General features: G+C 60.3%; 18 protein-coding genes. 5 read left to right on the top strand and 13 right to left on the bottom strand.

The window, feature by feature from the left end; genetic code table 11:
* Nucleotides 1-118 precede the first annotated feature (118 nt).
* Complete coding sequence (tkt, locus tag BQ4888_RS10845; RefSeq protein WP_092057230.1) at nt 119-2,110, top strand: transketolase; 1,992 nt, start codon at nt 119-121, stop codon at nt 2,108-2,110.
* Nucleotides 2,111-2,263: 153 nt separating this feature from the next.
* Here tkt and BQ4888_RS10850 read toward each other — a convergent pair whose 3' ends face one another.
* The 11 genes from BQ4888_RS10850 to BQ4888_RS10895 form a co-directional block, all read right to left on the bottom strand.
* Nucleotides 2,264-4,054 carry a M3 family oligoendopeptidase gene (locus tag BQ4888_RS10850; protein ID WP_092057232.1) on the bottom strand — a complete coding sequence of 597 codons (1,791 nt, stop codon included), beginning with the start codon at nt 4,052-4,054 and terminating at the stop codon, nt 2,264-2,266.
* A gap of 43 nt (nt 4,055-4,097) precedes the next feature.
* Complete coding sequence (locus tag BQ4888_RS10855; RefSeq protein ID WP_092057234.1) at nt 4,098-4,466, bottom strand: type II toxin-antitoxin system PemK/MazF family toxin; 369 nt, start codon at nt 4,464-4,466, stop codon at nt 4,098-4,100.
* Nucleotides 4,460-4,711 (bottom strand): AbrB/MazE/SpoVT family DNA-binding domain-containing protein, encoded by a 252-nt coding sequence (locus tag BQ4888_RS10860; RefSeq protein ID WP_092057235.1) that lies wholly within the window; start codon nt 4,709-4,711, stop codon nt 4,460-4,462. Before BQ4888_RS10860 ends, BQ4888_RS10855 begins: the two co-directional genes overlap by 7 nt.
* Nucleotides 4,712-5,032: 321 nt before the next feature.
* Nucleotides 5,033-6,829, bottom strand: a complete 1,797-nt coding sequence (locus BQ4888_RS10865) for an FG-GAP repeat domain-containing protein (RefSeq protein WP_092057237.1) — start codon at nt 6,827-6,829, stop codon at nt 5,033-5,035.
* Nucleotides 6,830-7,086: 257 nt separating this feature from the next.
* Nucleotides 7,087-8,511: an alginate export family protein gene (locus tag BQ4888_RS10870; protein ID WP_092057239.1), complete on the bottom strand. Its 1,425-nt coding sequence runs from the start codon at nt 8,509-8,511 to the stop codon at nt 7,087-7,089.
* Nucleotides 8,512-8,603: 92 nt separating this feature from the next.
* Complete coding sequence (locus tag BQ4888_RS17595) at nt 8,604-8,741, bottom strand: hypothetical protein (RefSeq protein ID WP_170232830.1); 138 nt, start codon at nt 8,739-8,741, stop codon at nt 8,604-8,606.
* Nucleotides 8,742-9,026: 285 nt separating this feature from the next.
* Nucleotides 9,027-9,527 carry a TlpA family protein disulfide reductase gene (locus BQ4888_RS10875; protein WP_170232831.1) on the bottom strand — a complete coding sequence of 167 codons (501 nt, stop codon included), beginning with the start codon at nt 9,525-9,527 and terminating at the stop codon, nt 9,027-9,029.
* A 298-nt stretch (nt 9,528-9,825) separates the two neighbouring features.
* The gene (gene mce / locus BQ4888_RS10880) at nt 9,826-10,227 is read right to left on the bottom strand and encodes a methylmalonyl-CoA epimerase (RefSeq protein WP_092057244.1); all 402 of its coding nucleotides are present in this window, start codon (nt 10,225-10,227) and stop codon (nt 9,826-9,828) included.
* Between the two features lie 220 nt (nt 10,228-10,447).
* Complete coding sequence (meaB, locus tag BQ4888_RS10885) at nt 10,448-11,461, bottom strand: methylmalonyl Co-A mutase-associated GTPase MeaB (RefSeq protein ID WP_092057246.1); 1,014 nt, start codon at nt 11,459-11,461, stop codon at nt 10,448-10,450.
* Between the two features lie 84 nt (nt 11,462-11,545).
* Complete coding sequence (gene scpA / locus BQ4888_RS10890) at nt 11,546-13,690, bottom strand: methylmalonyl-CoA mutase (RefSeq protein WP_092057248.1); 2,145 nt, start codon at nt 13,688-13,690, stop codon at nt 11,546-11,548.
* Between the two features lie 106 nt (nt 13,691-13,796).
* The gene (locus tag BQ4888_RS10895) at nt 13,797-14,357 is read right to left on the bottom strand and encodes a helix-turn-helix domain-containing protein (protein ID WP_092057250.1); all 561 of its coding nucleotides are present in this window, start codon (nt 14,355-14,357) and stop codon (nt 13,797-13,799) included.
* A 267-nt stretch (nt 14,358-14,624) separates the two neighbouring features.
* Between BQ4888_RS10895 and BQ4888_RS10900 the strand changes: the two genes are divergently transcribed.
* From BQ4888_RS10900 to BQ4888_RS10915, 4 genes are all read left to right on the top strand, one after another.
* A complete protein-coding gene (locus BQ4888_RS10900) occupies nt 14,625-15,710 on the top strand; it encodes a hypothetical protein (RefSeq protein WP_092057251.1) in 1,086 nt (361 codons plus the stop codon).
* A 67-nt stretch (nt 15,711-15,777) separates the two neighbouring features.
* Nucleotides 15,778-16,524 (top strand): futalosine hydrolase, encoded by a 747-nt coding sequence (gene mqnB / locus BQ4888_RS10905; protein ID WP_092057253.1) that lies wholly within the window; start codon nt 15,778-15,780, stop codon nt 16,522-16,524.
* On the top strand, nt 16,521-17,357 hold the full coding sequence (locus BQ4888_RS10910; RefSeq protein ID WP_092057254.1) for a 1,4-dihydroxy-6-naphtoate synthase: 837 nt from the start codon (nt 16,521-16,523) through the stop codon (nt 17,355-17,357). The genes mqnB and BQ4888_RS10910 overlap by 4 nt, the downstream gene beginning before the upstream one ends.
* A gap of 369 nt (nt 17,358-17,726) precedes the next feature.
* Entirely contained in the window at nt 17,727-17,939 is a 213-nt protein-coding gene (locus tag BQ4888_RS10915; RefSeq protein ID WP_092057256.1) for a hypothetical protein, read from the top strand.
* A 246-nt stretch (nt 17,940-18,185) separates the two neighbouring features.
* On the opposite strand, the gene BQ4888_RS10920 is transcribed toward BQ4888_RS10915, so the two are convergent.
* Nucleotides 18,186-21,062, bottom strand: a complete 2,877-nt coding sequence (locus tag BQ4888_RS10920; protein WP_092057539.1) for an ATP-binding protein — start codon at nt 21,060-21,062, stop codon at nt 18,186-18,188.
* Between the two features lie 60 nt (nt 21,063-21,122).
* On the bottom strand, nt 21,123-22,847 hold the full coding sequence (locus tag BQ4888_RS10925) for an acyl-CoA carboxylase subunit beta (RefSeq protein ID WP_092057258.1): 1,725 nt from the start codon (nt 22,845-22,847) through the stop codon (nt 21,123-21,125).
* Nucleotides 22,848-23,207: the final 360 nt, after the last annotated feature.

Raw genomic sequence — 23,207 nt, forward strand, 5'->3', positions numbered from 1 at the left:
CCGGCTTGTCAGCCTCGCGTCCGTCGCTTCTTCGCCTTGTCTCGCGGTTGTTCTATCCGAAGACGGCCGCTCGAATTTTCCCCGTTACGCACCCTTCTTTATTCGACAGGAGTTCACCGTGTCCCAAACTGCCATCGATCCGACCCTGGCCAAGCAGACTATCGACAGCTTGCGCCTGCTCGCCGCCGACGCTGTGGAAAAAGCCCGTTCCGGCCATCCCGGCACCCCCATGGAAGCCGCCCCCATCGCCTACCTGCTCTACCAGCGCCACCTCCGCCACAATCCGACCAACCCCAACTGGGCCGGGCGCGACCGCTTCATCCTTTCCTGTGGGCATGCCTCAACGTTGCTCTACGGTATTCTGCATCTGAGCGGCTACGACCTGTCGCTGGACGATCTGAAGAATTTCCGGCAGCTGGGCAGCCGCACCCCCGGTCATCCCGAATTCGGCCACACCCCCGGCGTCGAAACGACTACCGGCCCCCTCGGCCAAGGGGTGGCGGTCGGTGTCGGCATGGCCATGGGCGGCCGCTTTCTTCAGCAACAGGTGGATGGTGAACTCTTCGACTACCGTACCTACGTGCTCTGTTCGGACGGTGACCTGATGGAGGGCCTTTCCGCCGAGGCGGCCTCTCTGGCCGGCCATCTGCGTCTCGGCAACCTGATCTACATCTACCTCGATAACCGCATCACCATCGAGGGGGAAACCTCCCTGGCCTTCAGCGAAGAGGTCGCCACCCGCTTCCTCGCCAGTGGCTGGCACATCGAGCGGGTCGAGGGGGAAAATCTCGCGGAGATCGACGGCGCCCTCGACCGGGCCAAGCAGGATCCCCGGCCGTCGCTGATCGTCGCTCGCACCCATATCGGCATCGGCGCCCCGACCAAACAGGATACCGCCGAGGCCCACGGCGCGCCCCTGGGCGAGAAGGAATTACGGGCCGCCAAAGCCTTCTACGGCTTCGACCCCGAGCAGTCCTTCGTTGTTTCCGAGGCGGTGCGGACGCATATGGCGGAAATTCTCCCGCGCGGCGCGCAGTTGGAAAGTGCCTGGCAGGCCCGCTTGGCCGAGAAGCTGCAAGGGGATAATGCCTCCCTGCAAGCCTGGAACCAGCTGCAAGCCGGGGAACTCCCCGACGGCTGGCAGGCGGCACTGCCCGAATTCGCCGCCGGGACCTCGGCGGCGACACGCAAAGCCAGCGGTGACACCTTGAATGCCCTGGCCGGGGCTCTGCCGCTGCTCCTCGGCGGCTCGGCGGACCTCGCCCCCTCGAACAACACCGAACTCAAAGGGCAGGCGTTCTTCGCCCCCGGAACGAGCGGCCGCAATATCCATTTTGGCATCCGCGAGCATGCCATGGGCGCAGTCCTCAACGGACTCGCCCACACCCCCGGTCTGATCCCCTTTGGCGGCACCTTCCTGGTCTTCGCCGATTACATGCGCACGCCGATCCGCTTGGCGGCGATGATGGGATTGGGGACTGTCTATGTGCTGACCCATGATTCCATCGGTCTCGGCGAGGACGGCCCGACTCATCAGCCGGTGGAGCATCTCGCCACCTTGCGGGCGATCCCCGGCCTCAACGTCATTCGTCCCTGCGATGCCAACGAAACGGTGCGTGCCTGGGAGGCGGCCATCGCCAACCACAGCGAGCCGACCGCCTTGATCCTCAGTCGCCAGAACCTGCCGACCCTCGACAGCGAGCAGTTTGCTGGCGCCGACGGCCTGCACCTGGGTGGCTATGTTCTCGCCCGCGAGGAAGGGGAGCTGCAAGCCATCCTTCTCGCCAGCGGCGCCGAGGTCCATCCCGCCCTGGCCGCGCGGGAGCTCTTGCAGAAAGAGGGGATCGGCACCCGTGTCGTCTCCATGCCCTGCTGGGAATTTTTCGATGCCCAGGAGCAGGATTATCGTGACGAAGTCCTCCCCCCCGCCTGCACCTGCCGGGTGGCGGTGGAAGCGGCCGTCCCCTTCGGTTGGGAACGCTACGTGGGAAATACCGGCGCCATCATCGGCATGACCGGCTTCGGTGCCAGCGCCCCCGCCGATCAGTTGATGCAATATTTCGGTTTCACTGCCGAGAATATCGCGGCCAAAGTGAAGGGATTGATGTAAGCGGAGGGGCGCTCCGCCTGCGCTCGAATATCGTCCTTTGCAAATGAAACAGGGGCGCACATAGGTGCGCCCCAGCCACAAAATCCTGTTGAACCGTCGAACCGTAGGGGCGCAGCATGCTGCGCCCCTACCCATCCCCCTACGCTTCACTCCTCACGGCTTCTCCACCAATCCCCGCAATTCCTTCAGCAATTCCCCAACGAAATCATATCCTTTTTGCCAGAACTCCGGATCGGCCAGGTCGATCCCCAGAGGCTTGAGCAGCGTTTGTGGCGGGGCGCTGCCGCCGGCGGCGAGCAGTTCCAGGTAACGGGGGACGAAGTCGGTTCCGTCTTCCCGATATTTCTGATAGAGCGCCAGCACCAGCAGTTCGCCGAAGACATAGGAATAACAGTAGAAGCGGGAATGAATAAAGTGGCTGATGTAGGCCCAACCCCAGCGGTAGGGCTCGATCATCGTTACGGCGTCGCCGAAAAGCCTGGCGTTTTCCTGCCACCAGAGGTCGCAGTAGTCGTCGGCGGCGAGCAGTCCCGCACCGCGCTTTTTGTGGGCGGCCAGCTCGAAACGGGTCAGCACGTTCTGGCGAAAGGTGGTGGCGATGATGTCCTCCAGCTTGGCGCAGAGCAGTTCGATCTTCACCTGGCGATCCGGTTCCTTGTCGAGAAGGGAGCGGGTCAGCAGCATCTCGCCGAAGACGCTCGCCGTCTCCGCCATCGGCAGCGGCGCCTGATACTGAAAGAAATTTTGCCCCTGGGAGAGGGCGAAGTGAACGCCGTGCCCCAGTTCGTGCGCCAGGGTGCTCAGGTCGCGCAGGTTGCCGGTATGGTTCAACAGCACGTAGGGCGCCAGTCCCGGCATCATCCCCATGCAAAAAGCGCCGCCGCTTTTTCCCGGCGCCGGAAAGGCGTCGATCCGTCCTTCGGTGAAAAACTTTTCGGCCATATTCGCCATTTGCGGCGAAAATCCGGCGAAGGCGTCGAGGACCACCGTCTTCGCTTGGGCGAAGGTATATTCCCGGCCGCCGGTTCCGAGCGGGGCGTAGATGTCGGTATTCTTCATCCGTTCTAGGCCGAGCAGTTGCCGCTTCAGCTCGAAGTACTCCCGGGCCAGGCCGTAGTTGGCCTCGGTCACCTGCATCATGCGTTCGACCATGTCGGCTTCCGTTTCGCAGGCCAGATGGGTCGGCGTCATCAGGTCGGGATAGCCCCGCAGTTCGACCTCTTTGCCATGATCGAGCAGCAGGTTGTTGAAACAGGCGGTAAGGGGCAGCTCCTGTTCCGCATGCTTGCGCAGAAAGGTCGAAAAAGCGTTTTCCCGGATTTGCCCGTCGGGATGATGGAGCAGCGCCAGAAGTTCCTCGCCGGAGACCTCCCGGGGCTCGGATTCGCCGGGCAACGTGAAGGAAAAGCGGAAGGACGAGGTCAGTTCCTCGAAGAGCTGCGTGAAGGCCTCCTTGCCGGAAAGATCCTTGCGCTTTACGGCCTGTTCTACCTCTTCGCTCAGGGTGTAGGGGGCGTGGGCCCGGAGCTGGCGCAGGTAGTGGCCGTAGGCGGCGACCTCGGGGTTTTTCAGCAGCGCGGCAAAAAGCACTTCCTCGATGCGCAGCACTTCCAGTTCGAAAAAGAGGGTGGTCTCGGCCAGGGAACTCCAACTCTCCCGCACTCGGGCCAGCAGGGCCTTGTGCGCCGCCGGCCGGCTGTCCTGGGAAAAAAGGAGTTGGGCGTAGAAGTAGGGTTTGAGGATAAGGCGTTGCAGCTCTTCGTAACGCTTCAGCGCACTCACCAAGGCTTCCGGGGAGAGCCGTTCCGAGGCGATGCGCCCGCGAAAATCCTGGCGGAATTTCTGCGCCAGTTGCTGTGCCGCCTCCAGATCGGCCACGAGTTTGGAGTCGTCGGGGCTGCCATAGAGCGGAGAAAGATCCCAGGTCGATTCGGGGGAGGTCATGGTTGTTCCTTGTAAAAAGTGGCGAGATAGGCGGGGAGGGCGGCTAAAGTTGAATAATCTGGTTCAGCCGCTCGCAGACTTGGGCGAAGAGCGCATCGGACAGGCGTTTCATGGGATGGGTCGAGGCCCCACGGAGTCGCCAATCAAAGGGTTTGGGCTGATGGCAAAGGACAAAACTCGCTTGGCCGGCCTTCCGTCCTTTGGCCACGCCGACCTCCACGGCAAAGGGATTATCCGCGTTGTAACCTGCCGTCGTCATCGGCAAGCCGATCACCAGTGAGGTCTTTTCGTTGAAGAGGCGCGGCGACAAAACGAGAAAGGGATGAACATCGCGCATTTCCCGTCCCACCTGGGGGTTGCAGTCGATCCAGATAATATCCTGGCGCTCCGGAACCCAGGGAACGGCTACCACTGTTCGGCCCCCAGGGGCGGACAGACCATAACCTCGCCGCCATGACGCGCCGGATCGTACAACGCCAGGCGCTCTTCCAGGGTCAAGGGTTGATCCTTCACCGGCTGGATAATGACCCTATCCCCCTCGACGGTGATGCGCACCGGCTGGTCTTCATGCAGATGGGCCGCGCCCGCCACCGCCGCCGGCAAGCGGACGCCGAGATTGTTCCCCCAGCGTTTGATATTGAGAATGGTTTCGGTCATGAGATCCTATCCCAAAAAAAAGTTTATACTTAGTTTAAACGTGCATGGGGTCGGGGTCAAACAATAATTTTGTGAACAGTTCTTGGGCGAGCCGGCAACAAAAACGCCCCCTGTTGCGAGGGGGCGTTTTTTATCGGGTAATTGCAATCGGGTCTTACTTCTGGATGGTGAAAAAGCCGTCGGCAATAAATTTCCCCGAAGTAATTCCGCCTGTTGCCGGAAAGAAAATCGAAAAAACGGCCCGGGAAAAACCGGGCCGTTCGTGTTAAGTGGGGTCACAATCGTAGGGGCGCAGCATGCTGCGCCCCTACCGGATGTCGTTTATTGCATTTCGAAGACGTACAGCGACGAGCGGCGGGCGCCGAGCAGGCCGGTGCTGGCGCCGTTGATGGCCATGACCACTTCCTTCTGGCCGTCGTTGTCGATGTCGGCCAGGCGGAAGTCGGCCATGTAGCCGTTCTGTTCCCGGGTGTGCCAGGCTTCGAGTAGTTCCTGGCCGTTCCAGACCATGGCCGTGAGCTTACTCTTGCGGAAGGTCTTGCCCCGAGCGCGGAACCAGTCTCCCTCGTTGACCGGGATGAGGATTTCCCCGGCATCGCCGCGCCCAAGCCGGGCCTGCAGGTAGGCATCGCGGGTGTTGTCGCCATCCTGCGGGCGCTTGGTCGGATCGACGCGGGTGATGAATTCCTCGCTGCCGCCCATGCGCTCGCTCCCTTCCCACAGTTTTTCGCCGCTCGCGGAAAAAATCTGCAGGTTGTCGAGATGGCTCAGGTAGGCGATGGAATCGCCGCCGCTGCCGTTCGCCGTTAGCGGAGAGAAGCTGTACAGACGGATGGGATTGGGCACCTCGACCTTGGCACCCTGCTGGATGTCGTTGCCGTTGCCTTGCACGCGGAAGATGGGCCCGGCGAAATCCTGATGTTCATCGCCCATGCCCTGGGCCAGCAGCACGACTCCTTCGCCGGGCAGGTCGACATTGCGGAAATAGTAGTTGATGTTGGTTTTGCGAACCTGATAGCCGTCGGCGCCGGCGCTGACGATCATCGAAGAGAGGCGGTCGTCGAAGGCCGCGGTGATGTACAGTTCGAGTTGGCCGTCGCCGTTCAGATCGGCGCCGTCAATGGCCAGGGCCTTGCGCCCTTTGCCGAGATCGACCTGGGCGATCGTTTCCGAGGCGCCGTCGGCGAAGCGGGTGATGTCGATGCGGTGGGCGTAGAGCAGGGCGGTTTCGAGCTTGCCGTCGCCGTCCAGTTCGCCGACTTCGACCCCGACCAGCGGTTCCTTGACGGCGGGGCTGACCCACACGCCCCGTTCCGCTTCGGCGAGATTCTGGCGGACGATGGCGGGGGAGAAGTCGCCGACCACACTTGAACCGGTCGGGGCCGGAGCGGCGATGATAGCTGCGCCGGTCGGGGCGGGCATCATCGCCGGAGCGGAAACGCTGGGGGCGGCCGCGACCGGAATGCCGGCCGCAGGAGCGATTGTCGCGGTGGCCGGGGCGGCGGCTCCGCCGACGGCATAGGCGCGCAGCACGGTGAAAGCCGGATCGCGAACTTCGAGCTTGCCGGGCTTGAGGACGAAGGTCAAACCTTGAAAGCCGACGGCCGCCGCCGGGTTTTCAGGCTTGGTCGCCTGGGTCGCGGCGTATTCCTGCCATTCGAGCGTCGGTAGGGCCTGCTTGACCTGGGCATAGACCGCTTCCCCCTCGCCGGTATAGTCCCAGAAAATCGCCGGCAGATTCTCGAAACGACGGATGGCGTCCTTCGCGTTAATTTCGGGGGCCGCCCCCACGGGCTTGGCGTAGGAATAACCGGACTTGACCCGGGTGACCTGCAGGATGGCCTTGACTTCGTCGATGGTGCCGACAACTTCCTTGGTCACCGGGTGCACAACCTTTTCCCCCGGCTGCATCACGGTGAAAAGATCACCGATGGCGACATTCGACTTGGCGTCGAGGTCGATGAGAAATTCCCCCTTCGCCGGCATGATTACCACCCCGGAGACGGGTTTGAAGTCGCGGGCCAGGTTTTCGATAAAGGCCGACGCGGACGGAGGCAATATCGCCGACGCGGCCAGCAGAAGCACGGCGACGAGCAACGAACGGGGGAAGAACGGCATGTGCGGCATCTCCTTGGGTTGACGGATGTACGGAATCTTGCGGTAGGGGCGCACCGACGTGCGCCCTGATTTTTAATAAGCGGATTAGCACTAATCTTCAGCTGAAGCGTCTCCCCCTTTTTCAAAGGGGGATGCCCTTCATTGGCCCCTTGGCTGAAGATTGACGCCTATCACATTCAATAAAGGCTTTTCAGAAAAAATGGCCGGGCAAAAAAGCCCGGCCATCAAACTAGCATAATGCTGCTAAGTCGGCAATCTTAGAACTTGTAAGCCAAGCCCAAGCCGGCTTTCCAGGCATCGTCGCCACCGATTTCCTTGGTACCGATAACATCGTAACCGAAATCATCGTCAGCCAGCAGGTAGCCGCCGCCCAAGGTCGCGATCAGGCCGGGAACGACGGTGTAATCATAATAGAGATCAAGTTCATGACCGAAAGTGATGCGTTTCATGCTTTTGCCGTTCGACAGGAAACGGACTTGGTTGTCAGCAGCTTCCTCGGCATAGATGTAGTAAGCGCGAATCTTGCTCTTTTCGCTCACTTTTTGCTCAACACCCAGCTTGGCGTACTGGAAGTTCATGTAGTAAGAGCCATTTCCGGAGATCGTGCGGCCAAGGCGGTTGGTTGCTACAGTTTGGTCAACACCGCCTGCCCCGGCACGAACGTCAAAATAACCACCAGTGAGAATTTCAGAGAAGTTATTGAAACCTGCAACTGTCACCATTTCCCCAGTGGGGCTATCGCTGTCACCATAGCGTGCTGCTTCGGCTATAAGTTTCGTATCGCCCAAGGTGTAACCAGCGTTGGCCAAAAAGGCAAATGCATCAGTGCTCAGGGTGTCCAATGTGCCATCGTTATCAACATCCGCCTTCATGCGACCATCGTTGTAAAAGGCAACGCCACTATACTCAAAAGCGTCGATTTTGCCTTTCAATTCAAGACCATAGTAGTACTGTTGTTCGAGAATCATATTGTCGATTGTGGTAGTAGGCCCATACTGCATAATTTGATTGTCATCGGCATCATAGTAGGCGACAAAGGGGCTAATAGTGTGTTCACCAACTTTCATGTCTAGTTGGGCTTGGTAGAAGTCTACATCGGCACCGTCATTTTCGTCGACACCTTCGATAACCTTGGCCCAATACAGACCCAAATTGGTGTTTTCATCGAAAGCGGTGCGGGTGCTCACGCCCGAGGCGTGCTCGCCGAGGATCAGGCCGCCGCCCATCTTGTAGTAATGGGTACCGGCCTTGACGTTGGTATTGGCCTCGGGGATGTTGAAGTCGAGGTAGAGATTGGCGATTTCGATCTGGCTGGTCGTGTCGGAACCCACCCGGCCAATCGACGTCGTGTTCGGATCGTTGTCGGTGTCGCCCCACACATAGTCAACCTCGACGGTGAAGACCGCCTTGACGTTCTCGTTGAGAGCGGCGGTGGTGAAGAGGCGAAGACGGGAGTCGACGGCGCGGGTGTTGTCGTCAGTAGTATAGTCCTTTACGACTGTACCATCGTCGAGAGTTTTGTAGGTGGTAAGATTCCCATCTTTATCCCGGCCGTCCATGTTGTCGGCGGCGACGCCGCGGACGTGGAGGAAGCCGGAGACATCGCCGGTGATGGCGAAGGCCGGGGCGGCGATGGCCGTCGAGGCCAGCAGCGCTACCATGATTTTCGTTAATCTGCTCACTTTTGCCTCCTGATACGAATAGTGATCATAAAGTTCGTGCGGCCGGCCGGCGAGGCGCCGGAAAGCCTGGTCGGTCAGCGTGCGAGGTTGAACTAACCCCCTGCCGGAGCTTCGAATTCGTAACCGCAAGCAGGACACTTGATCTTGGTGGTGCCGCCTTTAGTCGTGGCGCAAGCCGAAAGCGAAACGGCCAGCACCGTCACCATCAACAGAGTTACCAGTTTCTTCATACCTTTCACCTCCCTTCGTTAGCGTCTATGTTTGGACCGGATTCTACGGGTGTCGGCCTATTGAAACCTTCAGCGGACAAAACGAACACCCTTTTATTCGCAAGGAGAATGCCAATTCGGAAAAACTCGAAAAAACTTCAAGAAAAGATCGCATCAACTTGAAATTATTCGATCTTTCTCCCTGCGTGGTAGTTGAAGGAGAGTTTTTCGGTCATTTTTTTACTGTGCTTTATTTGCCACACTGTTGCTGAACGTCAACGAAAGATCGATCATTAGAAGGCTTTTCTAGGGTTGCCGGGCGACCGGAACTTTCTCGAATTCGGCCTTGATCTGTCCGGCGGTGAGGATGTTGCCGTCACGCAGGACCTTGAAGTTGCGGTCGATGAGAATGACCCGGGGAATCAGGTAGACGTTGTAGGCCTTGAGGGCCTGCCCGTCGTCAATCATGGTGTGGTGGGGGAAGTCGTATTTGATCTTGTTTTTGTACTCTTTGACCATTTTTTCCGAGTCCTGAAGGTAGACCTCGACCAAGCGGACGTTCTTTTCTTTCAGGTATTCGGCGCCCTGGGTGAATTCGTTGCTTTGCTGCAAGCAGGTAGGACACCAAGTGGTGGCCAGCTTGAGGATAATCAGCTCGCCCTTGTGGTCGGAGAGCTTGAAGGGAACGCCGTCAAGGTCCTTGAGTTGGAAATCGGGCGGCTCGGCGCCGGGGTCCACGGCCCAGGCGTGAGTCGAAACAAGCAGGGCCACAAGCAGTAAGGAAAGCGAGAGCAGGACTTTTTTCATAAAAACCCCCTTGGGTGCGAGAAAAGAGGCGAACTTGCCGCCGTTCAGTCTAGCAATCCCCATGGCCAAGTCAATCGCAAGGGCGGGTGGGTCGCTAAAACGCCTCTGTGGATTCAGCTTTTTTCGCCAGGGAAGGGGTTGGCAAATAGCTGTTTTACCAAAGAGGCGTTCAGTATATTTTTATCCGATTTAAAGTCAAGGCAAAACTTCTAATCTGATTCAAGTGCCTTGAATGATTGTTGTAATTGATCAAATAAAAAACAAACAGCGTTATTTTTATAGTAAAAAACCAAAAAAATCAGCCGGGCTGACAGATTTCGGTGAGAACGCCGCCCGTGGCCTTGGGGTGGAGAAAAGCGATCAGACTGTGATGAGCGCCATGTCGGGGGCTTTCGTCGATCAGACGCACACCCGAGGCTTTCAGCCGGGACAGCGTTTCAACGATGTCGTCCACCTGGTAGGCGATGTGATGAACCCCTTCCCCGTTCTTCTCAAGAAACTTCGCCACCGGCGAATCGGGCGAGGTCGGCTCCAGCAGTTCGATGCGACTTTCCCCCACGCCGATAAAGGCGACACGGACCTTCTGCTCAGCGACCTCCTCGGTCCCCTCGAAAGGCATGCCGAGCACGTCGCGATAAAAGGGGAGGGCGGTTTCCAGGCTCTTGACGGCGATGCCGATGTGGTTGATCAACTTCGTCATGTTGTCTCCTGAATGTTAGGAATGGATTGAGAAAGGGTTGGGATTTGTTTGAGGTGTAGGCGCGACCCATGGGTCGCCCGGGGGCGAATTCGCAATTTGCGACGGTTGGGCGAACATCGGTGCAACTCTACGGCCGGGTCAATGGGGTTTCACGGTAGGGGCGCAGCATGCTGCGCCCTTACGGTCAGTTGCACCACCCGGATCATCTCAGGCGGTGCCCCTACGGCCGCCGAAACGCCTCCAGCAGTCGCCGGGCGGCGATGCCGGGGGTGGTGATGCCCCGGTCGACGGCTTCCTGCAGTCGGGGGAGCAGGGCTTCGACCTTGGGATCGTGCAAAAAGAGCTGCTTCAGTTCATCCATAACCATCGTCCACATCCAGTCGCCCGCCTGCCGTTGGCGCTTTTCAGCGAACTCTCCGCTTTCTTCCATGGCCCGGCGAAAGTCGCGGATGGTTTCCCAGACTTCGGCGATGCCTTCGCCATGCAGGGCGCTGCAAAGCAGGGCCGGAACCTGCCAATGATCGCTTTTCGCCCGGATCAGGTGCAGGGCGTTGACGTACTGGCTGCGGGCGAGTTCGGCGCGGGGGCGGTTATCGCCGTCGGCCTTGTTGATGAGGATGGCGTCGGCGATCTCCATGACGCCTTTCTTGATTCCCTGCAACTCATCGCCGGCACCGGGCAACTGCAAGAGCAGAAAGAAGTCGACCATCGAGGCGACGGTGATTTCTGACTGGCCGACACCGACCGTTTCGACGATGACGACATCGTAACCGGCGGCTTCGCACAAGAGCATGGTTTCGCGGGTCTTGCGGGCGACGCCGCCGAGGGTGCTGCCGGCGGGGGAGGGGCGGATGAAGGCGTTGGGGTCGCGGGCGAGTTCTTCCATGCGCGTCTTGTCGCCGAGAATGCTGCCGCCGGAGATCTGGGAGCTGGGGTCGACAGCGAGGACCGCGACTTTGTGGCCTAAGCGGGTCAGATGGAGGCCGAAGGCTTCGATGAAGGTGCTCTTGCCGACGCCGGGCACGCCGGAGATGCCGATGCGCATGGCGTTGCCCGCGGCGGGCAGAAGTTCTTCGAGCAGGGCGGCCGCCGCCGGGGAATGATCGGTGTTATGGCTTTCGATGAGGGTGATGGCCTTGGCCAGGGCGCGCAATTGCCCCTGTTTCACCCCTTCGGCGAGATCGTGGGTTTTGTGCAAGAAAAACCTCGGTTCGCTGTAAAAGGGTCGACCCATGGGTGGATCGCCCCTACGGTCATTAATACGAGTAAGGGCGCAGCATGCTGCGCCCCTATCGGTCATTGAGATGGATATATTGCGTTACCGCCGTTTTTCCTCGATGGCGTCGAGGGTCTCGGTGGCGGAGACGGTGATCGGGGTACCGGGGCCGAAGATGCGGGCGGCGCCGGCGGCGAGCAGCTCGTCGTAGTCCTGGCGAGGGATGACGCCGCCGCAGACGATGACGATGTCGTCGGCGCCGAGTTTCTTCAGTTCGGCGGCGAGTTGCGGCACCAGGGTCTTGTGCCCGGCGGCGAGGCTGGAGACGCCGACCACGTGCACGTCGTTCTCCACCGCCATTTTCGCCGCTTCCTCGGGGGTCTGGAAGAGCGGTCCCATGTCGACGTCGAAGCCGGCATCGGCGTAGGCGGTGGCGACGACCTTGGCCCCACGGTCATGGCCGTCCTGACCCATCTTCGCGACGAGAATGCGCGGCCGGCGCCCTTCGGTGGCGGCGAAGGCGTCGATGCGCGCTTTCAATGCGCTAAAATCCTGATCCTTTTCCACGATCGATCCGTAAGCTCCCGAAACGAGTTTGATTTCGGCCCGATGACGGCCGAAGACCTTTTCCATGGCGTCGGAGATTTCCCCGACGGAGGCGCGCAGGCGGGCGGCCTCGACGCACAGGCCGAGCAGATTCTGTTGCGTATCCGCGCAGGCGGCGGTGATGGCGGCCAGGGCTTTCTGGCAGGCGGCTTCGTCCCGCTCGGCGCGCATCTTTTTCAGGCGGGCGATCTGCCCTTCGCGCACCGCCGTGTTGTCGATATCGAGGACGTCGATCGGTTCTTCTTTGGCCAACTTATACTTGTTGACGCCGACGATGACCTCCCGCCCCGAGTCGATGGCCGCCTGCTTTTTCGCCGCCGACTCCTCGATGCGCAATTTCGGCATCCCCGATTCGATGGCCTTGGTCATGCCGCCCAGGCCATCGATCTCGGCGAGAATCTTGCGTGCCTCCTCGACTAGGGCGGAAGTCAGCGATTCGACGTAGTACGAGCCGCCCAGGGGATCGACGACGTTGGTCACGCCCGATTCTTCCTGGATGATGAGCTGGGTATTGCGGGCGATGCGGGCTGACTGCTCGGTGGGCAAGGCGATGGCTTCGTCGAGGGCGTTGGTGTGCAGCGACTGGGTGCCGCCGAGGACCGCCGCCAGGGCTTCGAGGGTGGTGCGGATGACGTTGTTGTAAGGGTCCTGCTCGGTGAGGCTCCAGCCCGAGGTCTGGCAGTGGGTGCGCAGCATGAGCGATTTGGGGTTTTTCGGTTGGAATTGCTGCATCAGGTCGGCCCAGAGGAAACGGGCGGCGCGGAGCTTGGCGGCTTCCATGAAGAAGTTCATGCCGATGGCGAAGAAGAAAGAGAGGCGCGGGGCGAAGGCGTCGACATCGAGCCCCTTGGCGATGGCCGCCTTGACATACTCCAGGCCGTCGGCGAGGGTGAAGGCCAACTCCAGGGCGTTGTTCGCCCCGGCTTCCTGAATGTGGTAGCCGGAGATGGAGATGGAGTTGAACTTGGGCATGTGTTTGCTGGTGTACTCGATGATGTCGGAGATGATCCGCATCGAGGGTTCCGGCGGGTAGATGTAGGTGTTGCGGACCATGAACTCCTTGAGGATGTCGTTCTGGATGGTCCCGGCCAGCTTCTCCTGGGAAACCCCCTGCTCTTCGGCGGCGACGATGTAGTTGGCCATGATCGGCAGGACCGCGCCGTTCATCGTCATCGAGACCGAAACCTTGTCCAGTGGGATGTCGGAGAAGAGGATCTTCATATCCTCGACGGAATCGATGGCAACCCCGGCCTTGCCGACGTCGCCGACGACCCGGGGATGGTCCGAATCGTAGCCGCGATGGGTGGCGAGGTCGAAAGCGACGGAAAGGCCCTGCTGGCCGGCGGCGAGGTTGCGTTTATAGAAGGCGTTCGATTCCTCGGCGGTGGAAAAACCCGCATACTGGCGCACCGTCCACGGTCGCCCGGCGTACATGGAGGCCATCGGTCCGCGCACAAAGGGGGCGACACCGGGAAGGGTGTCGGCGGTCTCCAGTTTTTCGACGTCGGCTTTGGTATAGAGGGGCTTGACCCGGATCCCTTCAGCCGTGTCCCACTGCAATTTATCCAGATTGTCGGTCTTGAGTTCCTTCTTGACCAACGCTTCCCAGTCGCTCAAGGACTTTTTCTCGAACGGACTCATTCGCGCAAAACCTTTCTTTGTGGCGGTGAGGGGTGAGGGGTAAGGAGTGAGGGGTGTGAAAGCCTTTTCCCCTCACCCTTCACTCCTTACCTCCTAACGTTCCAAATCAACGGGTGACGACGGCGAGCACCTGAACTTCGTTGCCGTCGTAGGAGAGCAACCGGTGGCGGAGGGAGGAATCGAAATAGACGGCGTCCCCCTCTTCGAGGATGATCCGTTCCTCGTCGAGGATGATTTCGGCCCGCCCTTTGATAATCAGCAGGAACTCTTCGCCTTCGTGGTTGTAGAGGGTTTCCTCGCCGGCGCGTTCGGAAACGGTTACCAGGAAGGGTTCCATCTTCTTGTTGTGCTTGCGGAAGGAGAGGGCTTCGTAGGTGTAGCCGTGGCCGGTGCCGGCCTTGGAGATGACCCGGTTGATGACCCGTCGGGCATCCTTGCGCACCACCTCGTACTTGTGCTCTTCCTCTTCCTCCTCGAAGAAGTGCCCCATTTTCACGTCGAAAAAGCGCGCCAGCTTGGAGAGGGTGGCGATGGGCGGCGAGACGTTGTTGTTTTCGATCTGCGAGATGAGCGCGGGGGAGAAGCCGGTTTCGCGGGCGACGTCCTGCAACGTCAGCTTGCGCGCCTTGCGGAGCTTCTTGATCTTCGCGCCGATTTTGTATTCCATGCAACAACCCTATTTAAATCAAAAAGTGGTTTTATTCCAATCGGATATATCGAAAACGGGACATATTGTCAACTGAATTAATTTATCTAAGATAAAAACATTTAACCAAACTAAACGAATACTTAGCGGTGGATGCAAAACGGTCACGCGGGGCGCGGCCGTTGACATTTTTGGGGGAATCCTCTAATTTGATCAAGTGTGGAACCATCGGATTAAACGAGTTTCCGCCGTCTTCCACGCACCACTTCAGCGAACAAAGGATTCCTCTTGTCATCCCTGTCCCTGCAACTCCCCCTGGGCCTGCGCCTCTGGCCGCCGGCGCCCGGAACCCCAGCGCAAATCTACACCGAAGGCTATGTCCTCGGTCCCCTGGAAAACACCACCGATTCCTATCGTTTCTCGATCATGGTCGATGCCGACCGGATTCCCGGTCTGTTGTCCGCGCTGATGTTACGCCTACCCGAGGAGATGTTTTTCATCCTCGAATATTACGATAACGAAGCGGCGACTTCGCAGGAAGAAAATCCTACCCCGACCATCTACTATTCCCCCTACCTGCCGACCTCGGAGATTCTCGAAGCGCTCGAGCCTTACCTGCCGCGGTTGATTCACGACGGCTTTGTCGGTTTCGGCCTGGCCAACAACCGGGAAGGGATCGAGATCTTCTATTCGGAGGAAAAGGTTCTGACCTGCTTCACCGGCAATCACCTGCGCATCACCGATCTGCTGGCGAGTCGGGGCATCCGTCACGATCCCGAGTTGCTCTTCCCCACGGACAGCGGCCATGATCACCTGTCGCTCATGTGCCTGCCGCGCAAGTCGCTCCCCGCCCCCTTCGCCGGGATGAGCGAGAGCGAACTCGATTACGCTTGCTTCTGCGAGGAGCTCTGCGACCTTCTCGATATGTATCCGGTGGCCGACGACTTCGCTTTCTTCCTCTCGAAAAAGGAGCAGGACCAGATCGAGGTGCTCTTGACCGAGCATCCCGACTACGGGGAATTTGCCGAGGAGGATTTCGGCGGGCTGCTTCTCGACTGGAGCGATTTCGTCAGCGAGTGCGTCGCCGGTTTTCAGGGGGATCTCTGGGAGTACCGCCAGGGCTTGCGGCTGCGCGATCTGATCGAATTCGTCATGGCCGGAACGGCGCCGGCTTTGGCCGAAAAAATCCGCGAGATCGTCGCTGAAAGCGATGAGCGCTTTCAGGAAAATCTGGTCGACCGGCGCAAACGGCTCGATCCGCCGACGGAAGGGGCGCCCGTGGACAGCGATCTCTTCTGGTACCAGGGGATCGTCCGCAATCAGGGGGTTCCCTTGCGCCGCGACCTGATTCGCCAGGGCTGGTATCACTCGTGAGTCGCCCCGCAGTTATTTTCTATTCCGCTTGCTCCGTGCCGTCTTCCGCCAACCTGCGCCGGTCCCCATGATTGCCCTGCTTGCCGCCGTTCCTCTGGAAACCAGCCTGCTGCGCCGCTTTTTGAGCCCCTGCGAGGTGCGCAACTGCGGCGGGCGCGAGCTCTACCTCGGCTCGCGCCTGGGGCGCAGCGTCGCCCTCATGCACTGCGGCGTCGGCAAGGTCAACGCCGCCGCCGCGACCACGCTGCTGCTCGCCACCTACCGGCCGGCGGCGGTGATCGTTCTCGGCTGCGGCGGCGCCTTCCCCGGTTCGGGGCTGGGGGTGGGGGATCTGGCCGTGGCCAGCGAAGAGATCTACGGCGACGAAGGAGCCCTCACTCCGCAGGGTTTTCTCGACATGGAAGCCCTCGGCCTGCCCCTGGCTCGGCGCGGCACCCAGTCTTTTTACAACCACTATCCCTGTTGCCCCTGGCTGCTGGAAAAGGTCCGCAATCTCTTCAATTCCCCGGCGCGGGAGCGCTTCGCCCAGGTTGCCTTCGGTCCCTTCGTCACTGTTTCCACCTGTTCCGGCACCCTCTCCAGAGGGGAGGCCCTGGCCGCGCGCACCGGCGGCCTGTGCGAGAACATGGAGGGCGCCGCCGTCGCCCAGATCTGCGCCCTGCACGACATCCCCTTTCTCGAAATTCGCGGCATTTCGAACCTGGTGGAAGACCGCGACCTGGCGCGCTGGGATCTCAAGGCCGGCGCCGAGACCGCGCAAAGGGCGGTACAGGAGCTGCTCAACCGCTGGCACGACAGTAAGGAAAGCGCATGACCAAGACCCTGACCCTCGGCTATTCCCCCTGTCCCAACGACACCTTCATTTTCGATGCCCTGGTACACCGGCGCATTCCCCTGGGGGATCTCGATTTCCAGGAGCGGCTGGAGGATGTGGAAACGCTCAATGCCTTGGCCCTGGCAGGAACCCTCGACATGACCAAGATTTCCTATCACGCCCTCGGTCATCTACGACGGGACTACGCCCTGTTGCGCAGCGGCGGCGCCCTCGGGCGCGGTTGCGGCCCACTGGTAGTGGCCCGGGAAGCGGGGGAGATGTCGGCTCTGCGCGGGCAGACCATCGCCATTCCCGGCCGGCTGACGACCGCCAACCTCCTCTTGCAGCTTTACGGCGAAGGTTTCGATCAGGTACGGATCATGCCCTTCGACCGGATCATGGAGGCCGTGGCGCGGGGCGAGGTGGCGGCCGGGGTCATCATCCACGAATCGCGGTTCACTTACCAGGGCCTGGGGCTGCATAAAATCCTCGATCTCGGCCAGTGGTGGGAGGAGACGACCGGCCGGCCGATTCCCCTTGGCGGCATTCTCATCAAGCGCTCCCTCGGCGCGGCACTGATTCGCGAAGTCGACGAGGCGCTGCGGCGCTCCGTCGAATTCGCCTTCGCCCATCCCCAGCTCTCCCGTCCCTACATCAAGGCCCACGCCCAGGAACTGGCGGATACGGTCATCGACAGCCATATCGGCCTCTACGTCAACCCTTTTTCCCTCGATCTGGGAGAGGAAGGACTGGCGGCGGTGACGACCCTGCTGGCGCGGGCCGAGGAGCGAGGCCTCATCCCCCCCTGCGAATTGCCCCTGTTCGGTTATTGAGGTGAGTCGCACCCACGATCGGGGAAAATTTAACCCTGACAGGGTTTGATTTCCGGCGCTTAGCGCCTGACCGGACTTTTTTCCCGTGATCGCTCTCCCCTATCGTTCCGATGAGTCCGAAGCCCTTCGCACGCCCCGCCGCGCATCATTAATCCCCTGATTTTCCATCGTCGCCCTTAGTCCGACAGGTTGTGAGATACGTCCGTCTTTCTGTGGGCACGGTCCAAAGAACCCAGTTTCGCTGCTTAACATACTGTTTTAGCTATTTTTTCTTTCGTCGGCCTCTTGCGCCGGGGAGGCCTTTCCCTATACTCTATAAAAAGGCAATGAATGATCGCAGGCCCAAGATCCTGACGAAAGGAGAACGCCATGAAGTGTCCGATCTGCAAACATCAATCCTTCAAAGCGGTGGACCTGCATTCCGAGGGCTTTTACGAAGACATTCTCGAGTGCAGGGTCTGTGGCACGGTCTGGTCCGTGAATCACGGTGTCGTTCAAGTCATCAAGGATGTCCACAAGGGCTCCTTCCTTGAAGGCACTTCCGAGAGTGTGGATGGGGACGATTACATCCTCGCCACCTGACAGGCTGATGAAAAACGTCCATCTGTGGCGTTGCTTTCATTCTCGTCGCTACAACGTACCTTTCAGGTACGCTTCACTCCTCGAATTTCAGGCGCCTTGCATCTGGGCATTTTTGATCAGCCTGGGATTCGGGGGGGGGGCGAGACGAATCTGAAAACGAAAAAACCGGTCGCGCCCCGATGGGTGCGACCGGCTGTGATAGTGCGGGCCCCGGATCGCTCCGGGGCCCGTTTTATGTGCGGATCTTTAGAGAATCGCCTTGAGGTAGTCGTTGGTCGTGTCGCGCTTGAGTTTTTCGATTTCCTTGGGGTCGACATCAACGAATTTCTCGTCGGGCGTGACTTTAAAGATCGGCTGTCCCTTCTGCACGATAAAGCCGTCGGCGTTTTCAATCAGCACCTTGTCGACGGTGCCGGAGAAGGGGGCCGGAACCTTGTTGAACATCTTCATGACTTCGAGGATAAAGAGCGGCTGCCCCTTCTCGAAATGCTCCCCTTCCTTGACGAAAGGCGGCATGCCCGGGGCTTCCTGGGCATAGTACATGCCGCCGCCAGGGGTGACGATCTCATCGGCCTTGGTGGAGGGGGGCGGGACGAGCACTTTTTTCATCGCCGCCTGCAGGTCGAGGTCGGTGAGGTAGTCGGGGATGGTGACTTCCAGATTCTCCTCGACCTTGAAGTCGAAGAAACTGGTTTTGTCGGCAATCAGGAACAGGAGGCCAAGGAGTTCGTTGCCGACCTCGAAGCCGAGGTGGGCGGCCTGAATCTCTTCCCAGGTGGCCTGATCGTAGCCCCCTTGCGGTTCCTCTTTGCCGAGCAGAGTGTTGAGCTGGATGAACTCTTCCGTCTTCAGCCCGAAGACTTTGCGCAGATCGTCATAGAAGCGCAGCGCCCGCTGCAGCAGCTCGTGGTCGTGGGACCAGATGATCTCCGCCGCCGGCGCCCCTTCCCGCCAATTCATGTGCAGATATTCGTAGGTCTCCTGAAGAATGACCAGGGGGTTGCGCAGCCAGGTCAGCTTGCCGTTTTTGATTTCGAGGTTCGAGCGGTTGATGCTGAGCCAGCCGGAAAGAAGATGGGGATCATTAAGGAGAATCTCCATCGGCCGGGTCAGCAGGGTGCCCTTGCGGTCGAGGGTCTCGGAGATGGCCTTGGCCACCTCGGGATCGGCGCCGTAGAGCTTGGCGAAGTGTTTCTTCACGGCTAAAAAGGCGTAGACCACGTCGAGCTTGTTCGCTTCCTGCTTGAGCTTGCCGACCATGGTCAGGTAGGGGACGACGAAGCGGGTGGTCGGCTTGGCCATGACGTTGCGGCTGAGGAACCAGTTGACCAGGCCGTAATGGAAGGTGAGGTTGGTCGCCAGGTCGGTGCCGGTGAGGGTGGTGGAGCGCAACACCTTGGCCAGGTGCTGGTAGCTGTCGAGGCGGTCTTCCCCCTTGGTCAGGAGCAGGGCGATATTCGAGTCGTAGGCGCCGGCCACGGTGTAGCGCATGAAATGGCCGGTGTCGGGATTGACCAGACAGATCCCCTGGTCGTCACGAATTTCCCCTTCGATCGGTTCCGACCAGTAGCGGATGACGCCGCCGGCACTGGGGGAGAGGGAGACGTCCGTGGCGTTGAGGCGGGCCTCGACGCCGGCACCGAAGCGGGGTTGGCGCTCGGGACGGGGGAGGCGCTCCTTGTGCAGGGCGAGCAGGGCCATGGCCTCGACCAGCGACTCGACGATGAAGAAATCCTTCTTGTTCTTGGGATTGGTGAATTTGAGGTTGTAGACCAGCTCGGTGACGCGATGCTCCACCTGGATGCGGGTGTTGACCTCCATGAAGTAATAGCGGTCGCGGTCGACGATGCACTCGAAGGTCGAGGCCGAATCGAGGCCGACGGCCTGGCCGAAACGCTCCGATTCCTCCTCCATGCGCTTGAGGATGCGCAGGTCCGTTTCCAGGGCCTCGGCCTGGACCTTGAGCCCGGCCTTCTTGGCCTTGGCGATTTCCAGAGCCAGACCTTCCTGGGTCACGGAGACTTCCAGCAGCTTCTGCTCGTGCATCTGCAGCGAACAGTCGCGGCCGCCGAGGGCGATGCACCAGTCACCGTTGCCGAGGAGCTGGATTTCATTGTGACGGGTCTGCTCGATATTGAGCTCGATGAGCAGGTTCTTGTTGTCGCCAACCCCGGCCGCCTTGACTTCGTTGAGCACTTCCCGCACCAGGGAGGGGGCTTCGGCGGCGGCCTTCTTGATCTCTGCTTCGCTCGGTTTTTTCTTGGCCAGCATGGTGGCGCCGAGAATCCGCTGCCCCTTGCCGCCGCCACCGCCGATGGCCTTCAACCGGATACGGCTGCCGGGATAGTCGCGGAACATCTCGGCGCAGGCCTTCTCGACCTGGGCGCCGAGCTCATCGATAGTGAAAAGATCGATCCCCTTGTCGTAAGAGGCCATGAGGATGTGGCTGGCGAGGGCCTCGAGGGAGAGGCTCGCATCGGCGAGTACCTGGGCGTCGCATTTCAGGCCTTCGGCCTTGACCAGGGCCAGCAGCTGCTCGCGGCTGGGATGCTTGGCCACCAGGGTGCGGGCGGTGATGTTGTCGATGCCTGGGGTAACGGAGACGCCGACATTCAGCGCTGTGCGCTTGGCCTCATCCTTCTTGCCGGCACCGCGCTGAGTGGCGGAGCAGGGGCCGACGAAGCGCAGGCCCGCGTCTTCGATGGCGGCGACGAACTCGTCATCCTCGGCCATGAAACCATAGCCGGCGAAGATCGAATCGTAGCCATTATCCTTGGCGATCTGGATGATCTGGCCGATGCGCTCGACCCGCTCTTCCTTGCTCGCCCCCGAATAGTCGGGCACCCGATGGACCCGGGTGGGGTCGGTGAGCATGCGCAGCTCGGGGGAGAGGGCGTTGGGGTAGACGATGGAGTCTTTCTCCGAGAGGAGGATGCCGTAATGGGCGATCCCCATCTCCTCGTAGACCATCATCGCTTCCAGGCGGATCGGGCCGCGGCAGACGATGAGGGGCCTCAGCGCCTCGCAGGAAAAGGATCGTACCCACTCGGAGTCCGCGCGCCCGAGGCGCCGGTCGCGGTGGATGAGGGGATTGTTTTTATAGTAATCGTTGCTCTGTGCCATGGGGGTCTTCTCCGACTCGAAACCTGGGTTCGCTTTCATCAACATGGAATCGCTCCGCTCCTAATGGAATTCGCGCTGCACATCCTGCCAGGGGGCAGGCTTGTAGTGGCGGAGCAGGAAGTTGAGGTTCTCGCCAAGGACCTTGCGCAGATCCGTCGGCATGACGATGGAGGAGATGGAGCCGAGGGTCAGGCCCTCTTTGGGGTTCATCAATTCCTTTTCGTAGCGCAGATTCAGCTCGCCTTCCTGGGCCTTGAGCCAGTCGGCGGCTTCGCGCTCGGCGTCCCGCTTGGCCTCGCCGGCATCCATCCCGGCGGCGACGCGCTCGGCCGCTCCCTTCTTGGCCAGTTCGGCGGCGCCGGAGCGGATCTTGCGCAGCTCATTCTTGTAGACGAATTCCTTGCCGGCCGGACCCATGACCGCGAGCCGGGTAGTAGGCAGGGCCAGCACCAGGTCGGCGCCGGTCGGATAGTTGTTGTACGAGGCGTAGGCGCCGCCGAAGGCGTTGCGCAGGATCAGCAGGATGCGCGGGGTACGCACGTCGATGATCGAGTCGAGCATGGAGCGGCCGGCCTGGACGATGCCCCGGGCTTCCTGCTCACGGCCGGGGAGGAAGCCGGTGGTGTCCTCCATGAAGATGATGGGGATGTTGTAGATGTTGCAGAAGCGCACGAAGCGGGCGATTTTTACCGCCGAATCGCAGTCGATCTGGCCCGAGGAAACCGCCGAGTTGTTGGCGACGAAACCGACCACGTGGCCGCCGAGGCGGCCGAAGACGGTGATCGCCTCGCGGGCCCGTTTCGGTTGCAGCTCGAAGTAGTCGCCGTGGTCGACGATCTGCTGGATGATGATCGAGACGTCGAAGGGGGTGTTGAAACCCGTCGGCGAGTTGAAGGCCTTCTTCAGCAGGGTATTGATTTCCCAGGTTTTGCGCTCCAGCGGGTCGCTGGTCGGCTGGAAGGGGGCCATGACGCCGTTGTTGTCGGGGATGTAGCTGAGCAGGCGGACGGCGGCGCGCAGGGCGGAGGTCTCGTCGGCCACGGTCAGGTCGGCCACGCCCGAGTTGCCGTGGACCTTGGGGCCGCCCAGTTCCTCGGGGGTGATATCCTCGCCGAGGACCGACTTGACGACGCCGGGGCCGGTCAGGCCGAAGAAGGTGTCCTCCGGCTGGATGACGAAGCTCCCCTGGCGGGGAAGGTAGGAGCCGCCGCCGGCGTTGAAGCCGAACATGCACATGATGGTCGGCACCACGCCGCTGATCTTGCGCAGGGCGGTGAAGGCTTCGGCGTAGCCGTCAAGACCGCCGACCCCGGCGGGAACGAAGGCGCCGGCCGAGTCGTTCATGCCGATCAGGGGGATCCCCTTCTCGCCAGCCATGGTGAAGAGCCGGGCGAGCTTGCGGCCGTTGGTGGCGTCGATGGAACCGGCACGCACGGTGAAATCGTGGCCGTAGACCGCCACGTCGCGGCCGCCGATATTGAGGATGCCGGTGACCAGAGAGGCGCCGTCGAGATTCTTGCCCCAGTTCTGGAAGAGGATGTTCGGCTCGCTTTCGGTCAGCACCTTGATCCGTTCCCAGACGGTCATGCGCTTCTTGAAGTGCTGTTTTTCGATCTGACCGATGCTGACCGACTTGATCGGGCGCTGAATCAGGTCGTGCCCTTCCTGCATCGCCTCTTCATAACCGCCGGTGGCGCGGGAGATTTCGCCGGGGATGGTGAATTCGACCTTCTCGGGCGGATCGAGGGGATTCTTCAACGAAGGCTTGATGATTTTCTGCGACATTGCGGCCATCCTTGTGAGGTTGAAAATGGTCCCGCGCAGGCGGGGCACGAGAAAGCAAAAATTTTGCTATTCGTAAAACATTGTTTCTGGAAGGTGCCATATAAAGCAGAAAAACCGGCGAATTGTCAAGTGGTTTTTTATTCAGGGTAAAATCTGTCCGCTGGTTTTTCCGACTGCTCCCGACCTTCGCTGCGCCGCGCCGGGAAAGTTTCCGCGGGGCGTGGCCGACCTTCGTGAATCCTTGTCATAAAGAAGGGAAAAGAAATGATTCCAGTCGATTCCACGGTTTGTTCGGGGGTTTTCTCCGGAACTTTCGGTCTCTGAAAACGATCCCGTGGGGTCGTGAATTTCCGTAAAAAT

Source organism: Desulfuromonas acetexigens (assembly GCF_900111775.1).
Classification (GTDB): domain Bacteria; phylum Desulfobacterota; class Desulfuromonadia; order Desulfuromonadales; family Trichloromonadaceae; genus Trichloromonas; species Trichloromonas acetexigens.

What these genes read in the sequence shown, in the direction of transcription:
- BQ4888_RS10925 (WP_092057258.1), bottom strand. Translation starts at nt 22,847, where the DNA reads ATGTCGCAGAAAATCATCAAGCCTTCGTTGAAGAATCCCCTCGATCCG.
- meaB (WP_092057246.1), bottom strand. Translation starts at nt 11,461, where the DNA reads ATGGGTCGACCCTTTTACAGCGAACCGAGGTTTTTCTTGCACAAAACC.
- BQ4888_RS17595 (WP_170232830.1), bottom strand. Translation starts at nt 8,741, where the DNA reads ATGAAGAAACTGGTAACTCTGTTGATGGTGACGGTGCTGGCCGTTTCG.
- BQ4888_RS10860 (WP_092057235.1), bottom strand. Translation starts at nt 4,711, where the DNA reads ATGACCGAAACCATTCTCAATATCAAACGCTGGGGGAACAATCTCGGC.
- BQ4888_RS10920 (WP_092057539.1), bottom strand. Translation starts at nt 21,062, where the DNA reads ATGGCACAGAGCAACGATTACTATAAAAACAATCCCCTCATCCACCGC.
- mqnB (WP_092057253.1), top strand. Translation starts at nt 15,778, where the DNA reads ATGATTGCCCTGCTTGCCGCCGTTCCTCTGGAAACCAGCCTGCTGCGC.
- BQ4888_RS10915 (WP_092057256.1), top strand. Translation starts at nt 17,727, where the DNA reads ATGAAGTGTCCGATCTGCAAACATCAATCCTTCAAAGCGGTGGACCTG.
- BQ4888_RS10865 (WP_092057237.1), bottom strand. Translation starts at nt 6,829, where the DNA reads ATGCCGTTCTTCCCCCGTTCGTTGCTCGTCGCCGTGCTTCTGCTGGCC.
- BQ4888_RS10895 (WP_092057250.1), bottom strand. Translation starts at nt 14,357, where the DNA reads ATGGAATACAAAATCGGCGCGAAGATCAAGAAGCTCCGCAAGGCGCGC.
- BQ4888_RS10910 (WP_092057254.1), top strand. Translation starts at nt 16,521, where the DNA reads ATGACCAAGACCCTGACCCTCGGCTATTCCCCCTGTCCCAACGACACC.
- mce (WP_092057244.1), bottom strand. Translation starts at nt 10,227, where the DNA reads ATGACGAAGTTGATCAACCACATCGGCATCGCCGTCAAGAGCCTGGAA.
- BQ4888_RS10875 (WP_170232831.1), bottom strand. Translation starts at nt 9,527, where the DNA reads ATGAAAAAAGTCCTGCTCTCGCTTTCCTTACTGCTTGTGGCCCTGCTT.
- scpA (WP_092057248.1), bottom strand. Translation starts at nt 13,690, where the DNA reads ATGAGTCCGTTCGAGAAAAAGTCCTTGAGCGACTGGGAAGCGTTGGTC.
- BQ4888_RS10850 (WP_092057232.1), bottom strand. Translation starts at nt 4,054, where the DNA reads ATGACCTCCCCCGAATCGACCTGGGATCTTTCTCCGCTCTATGGCAGC.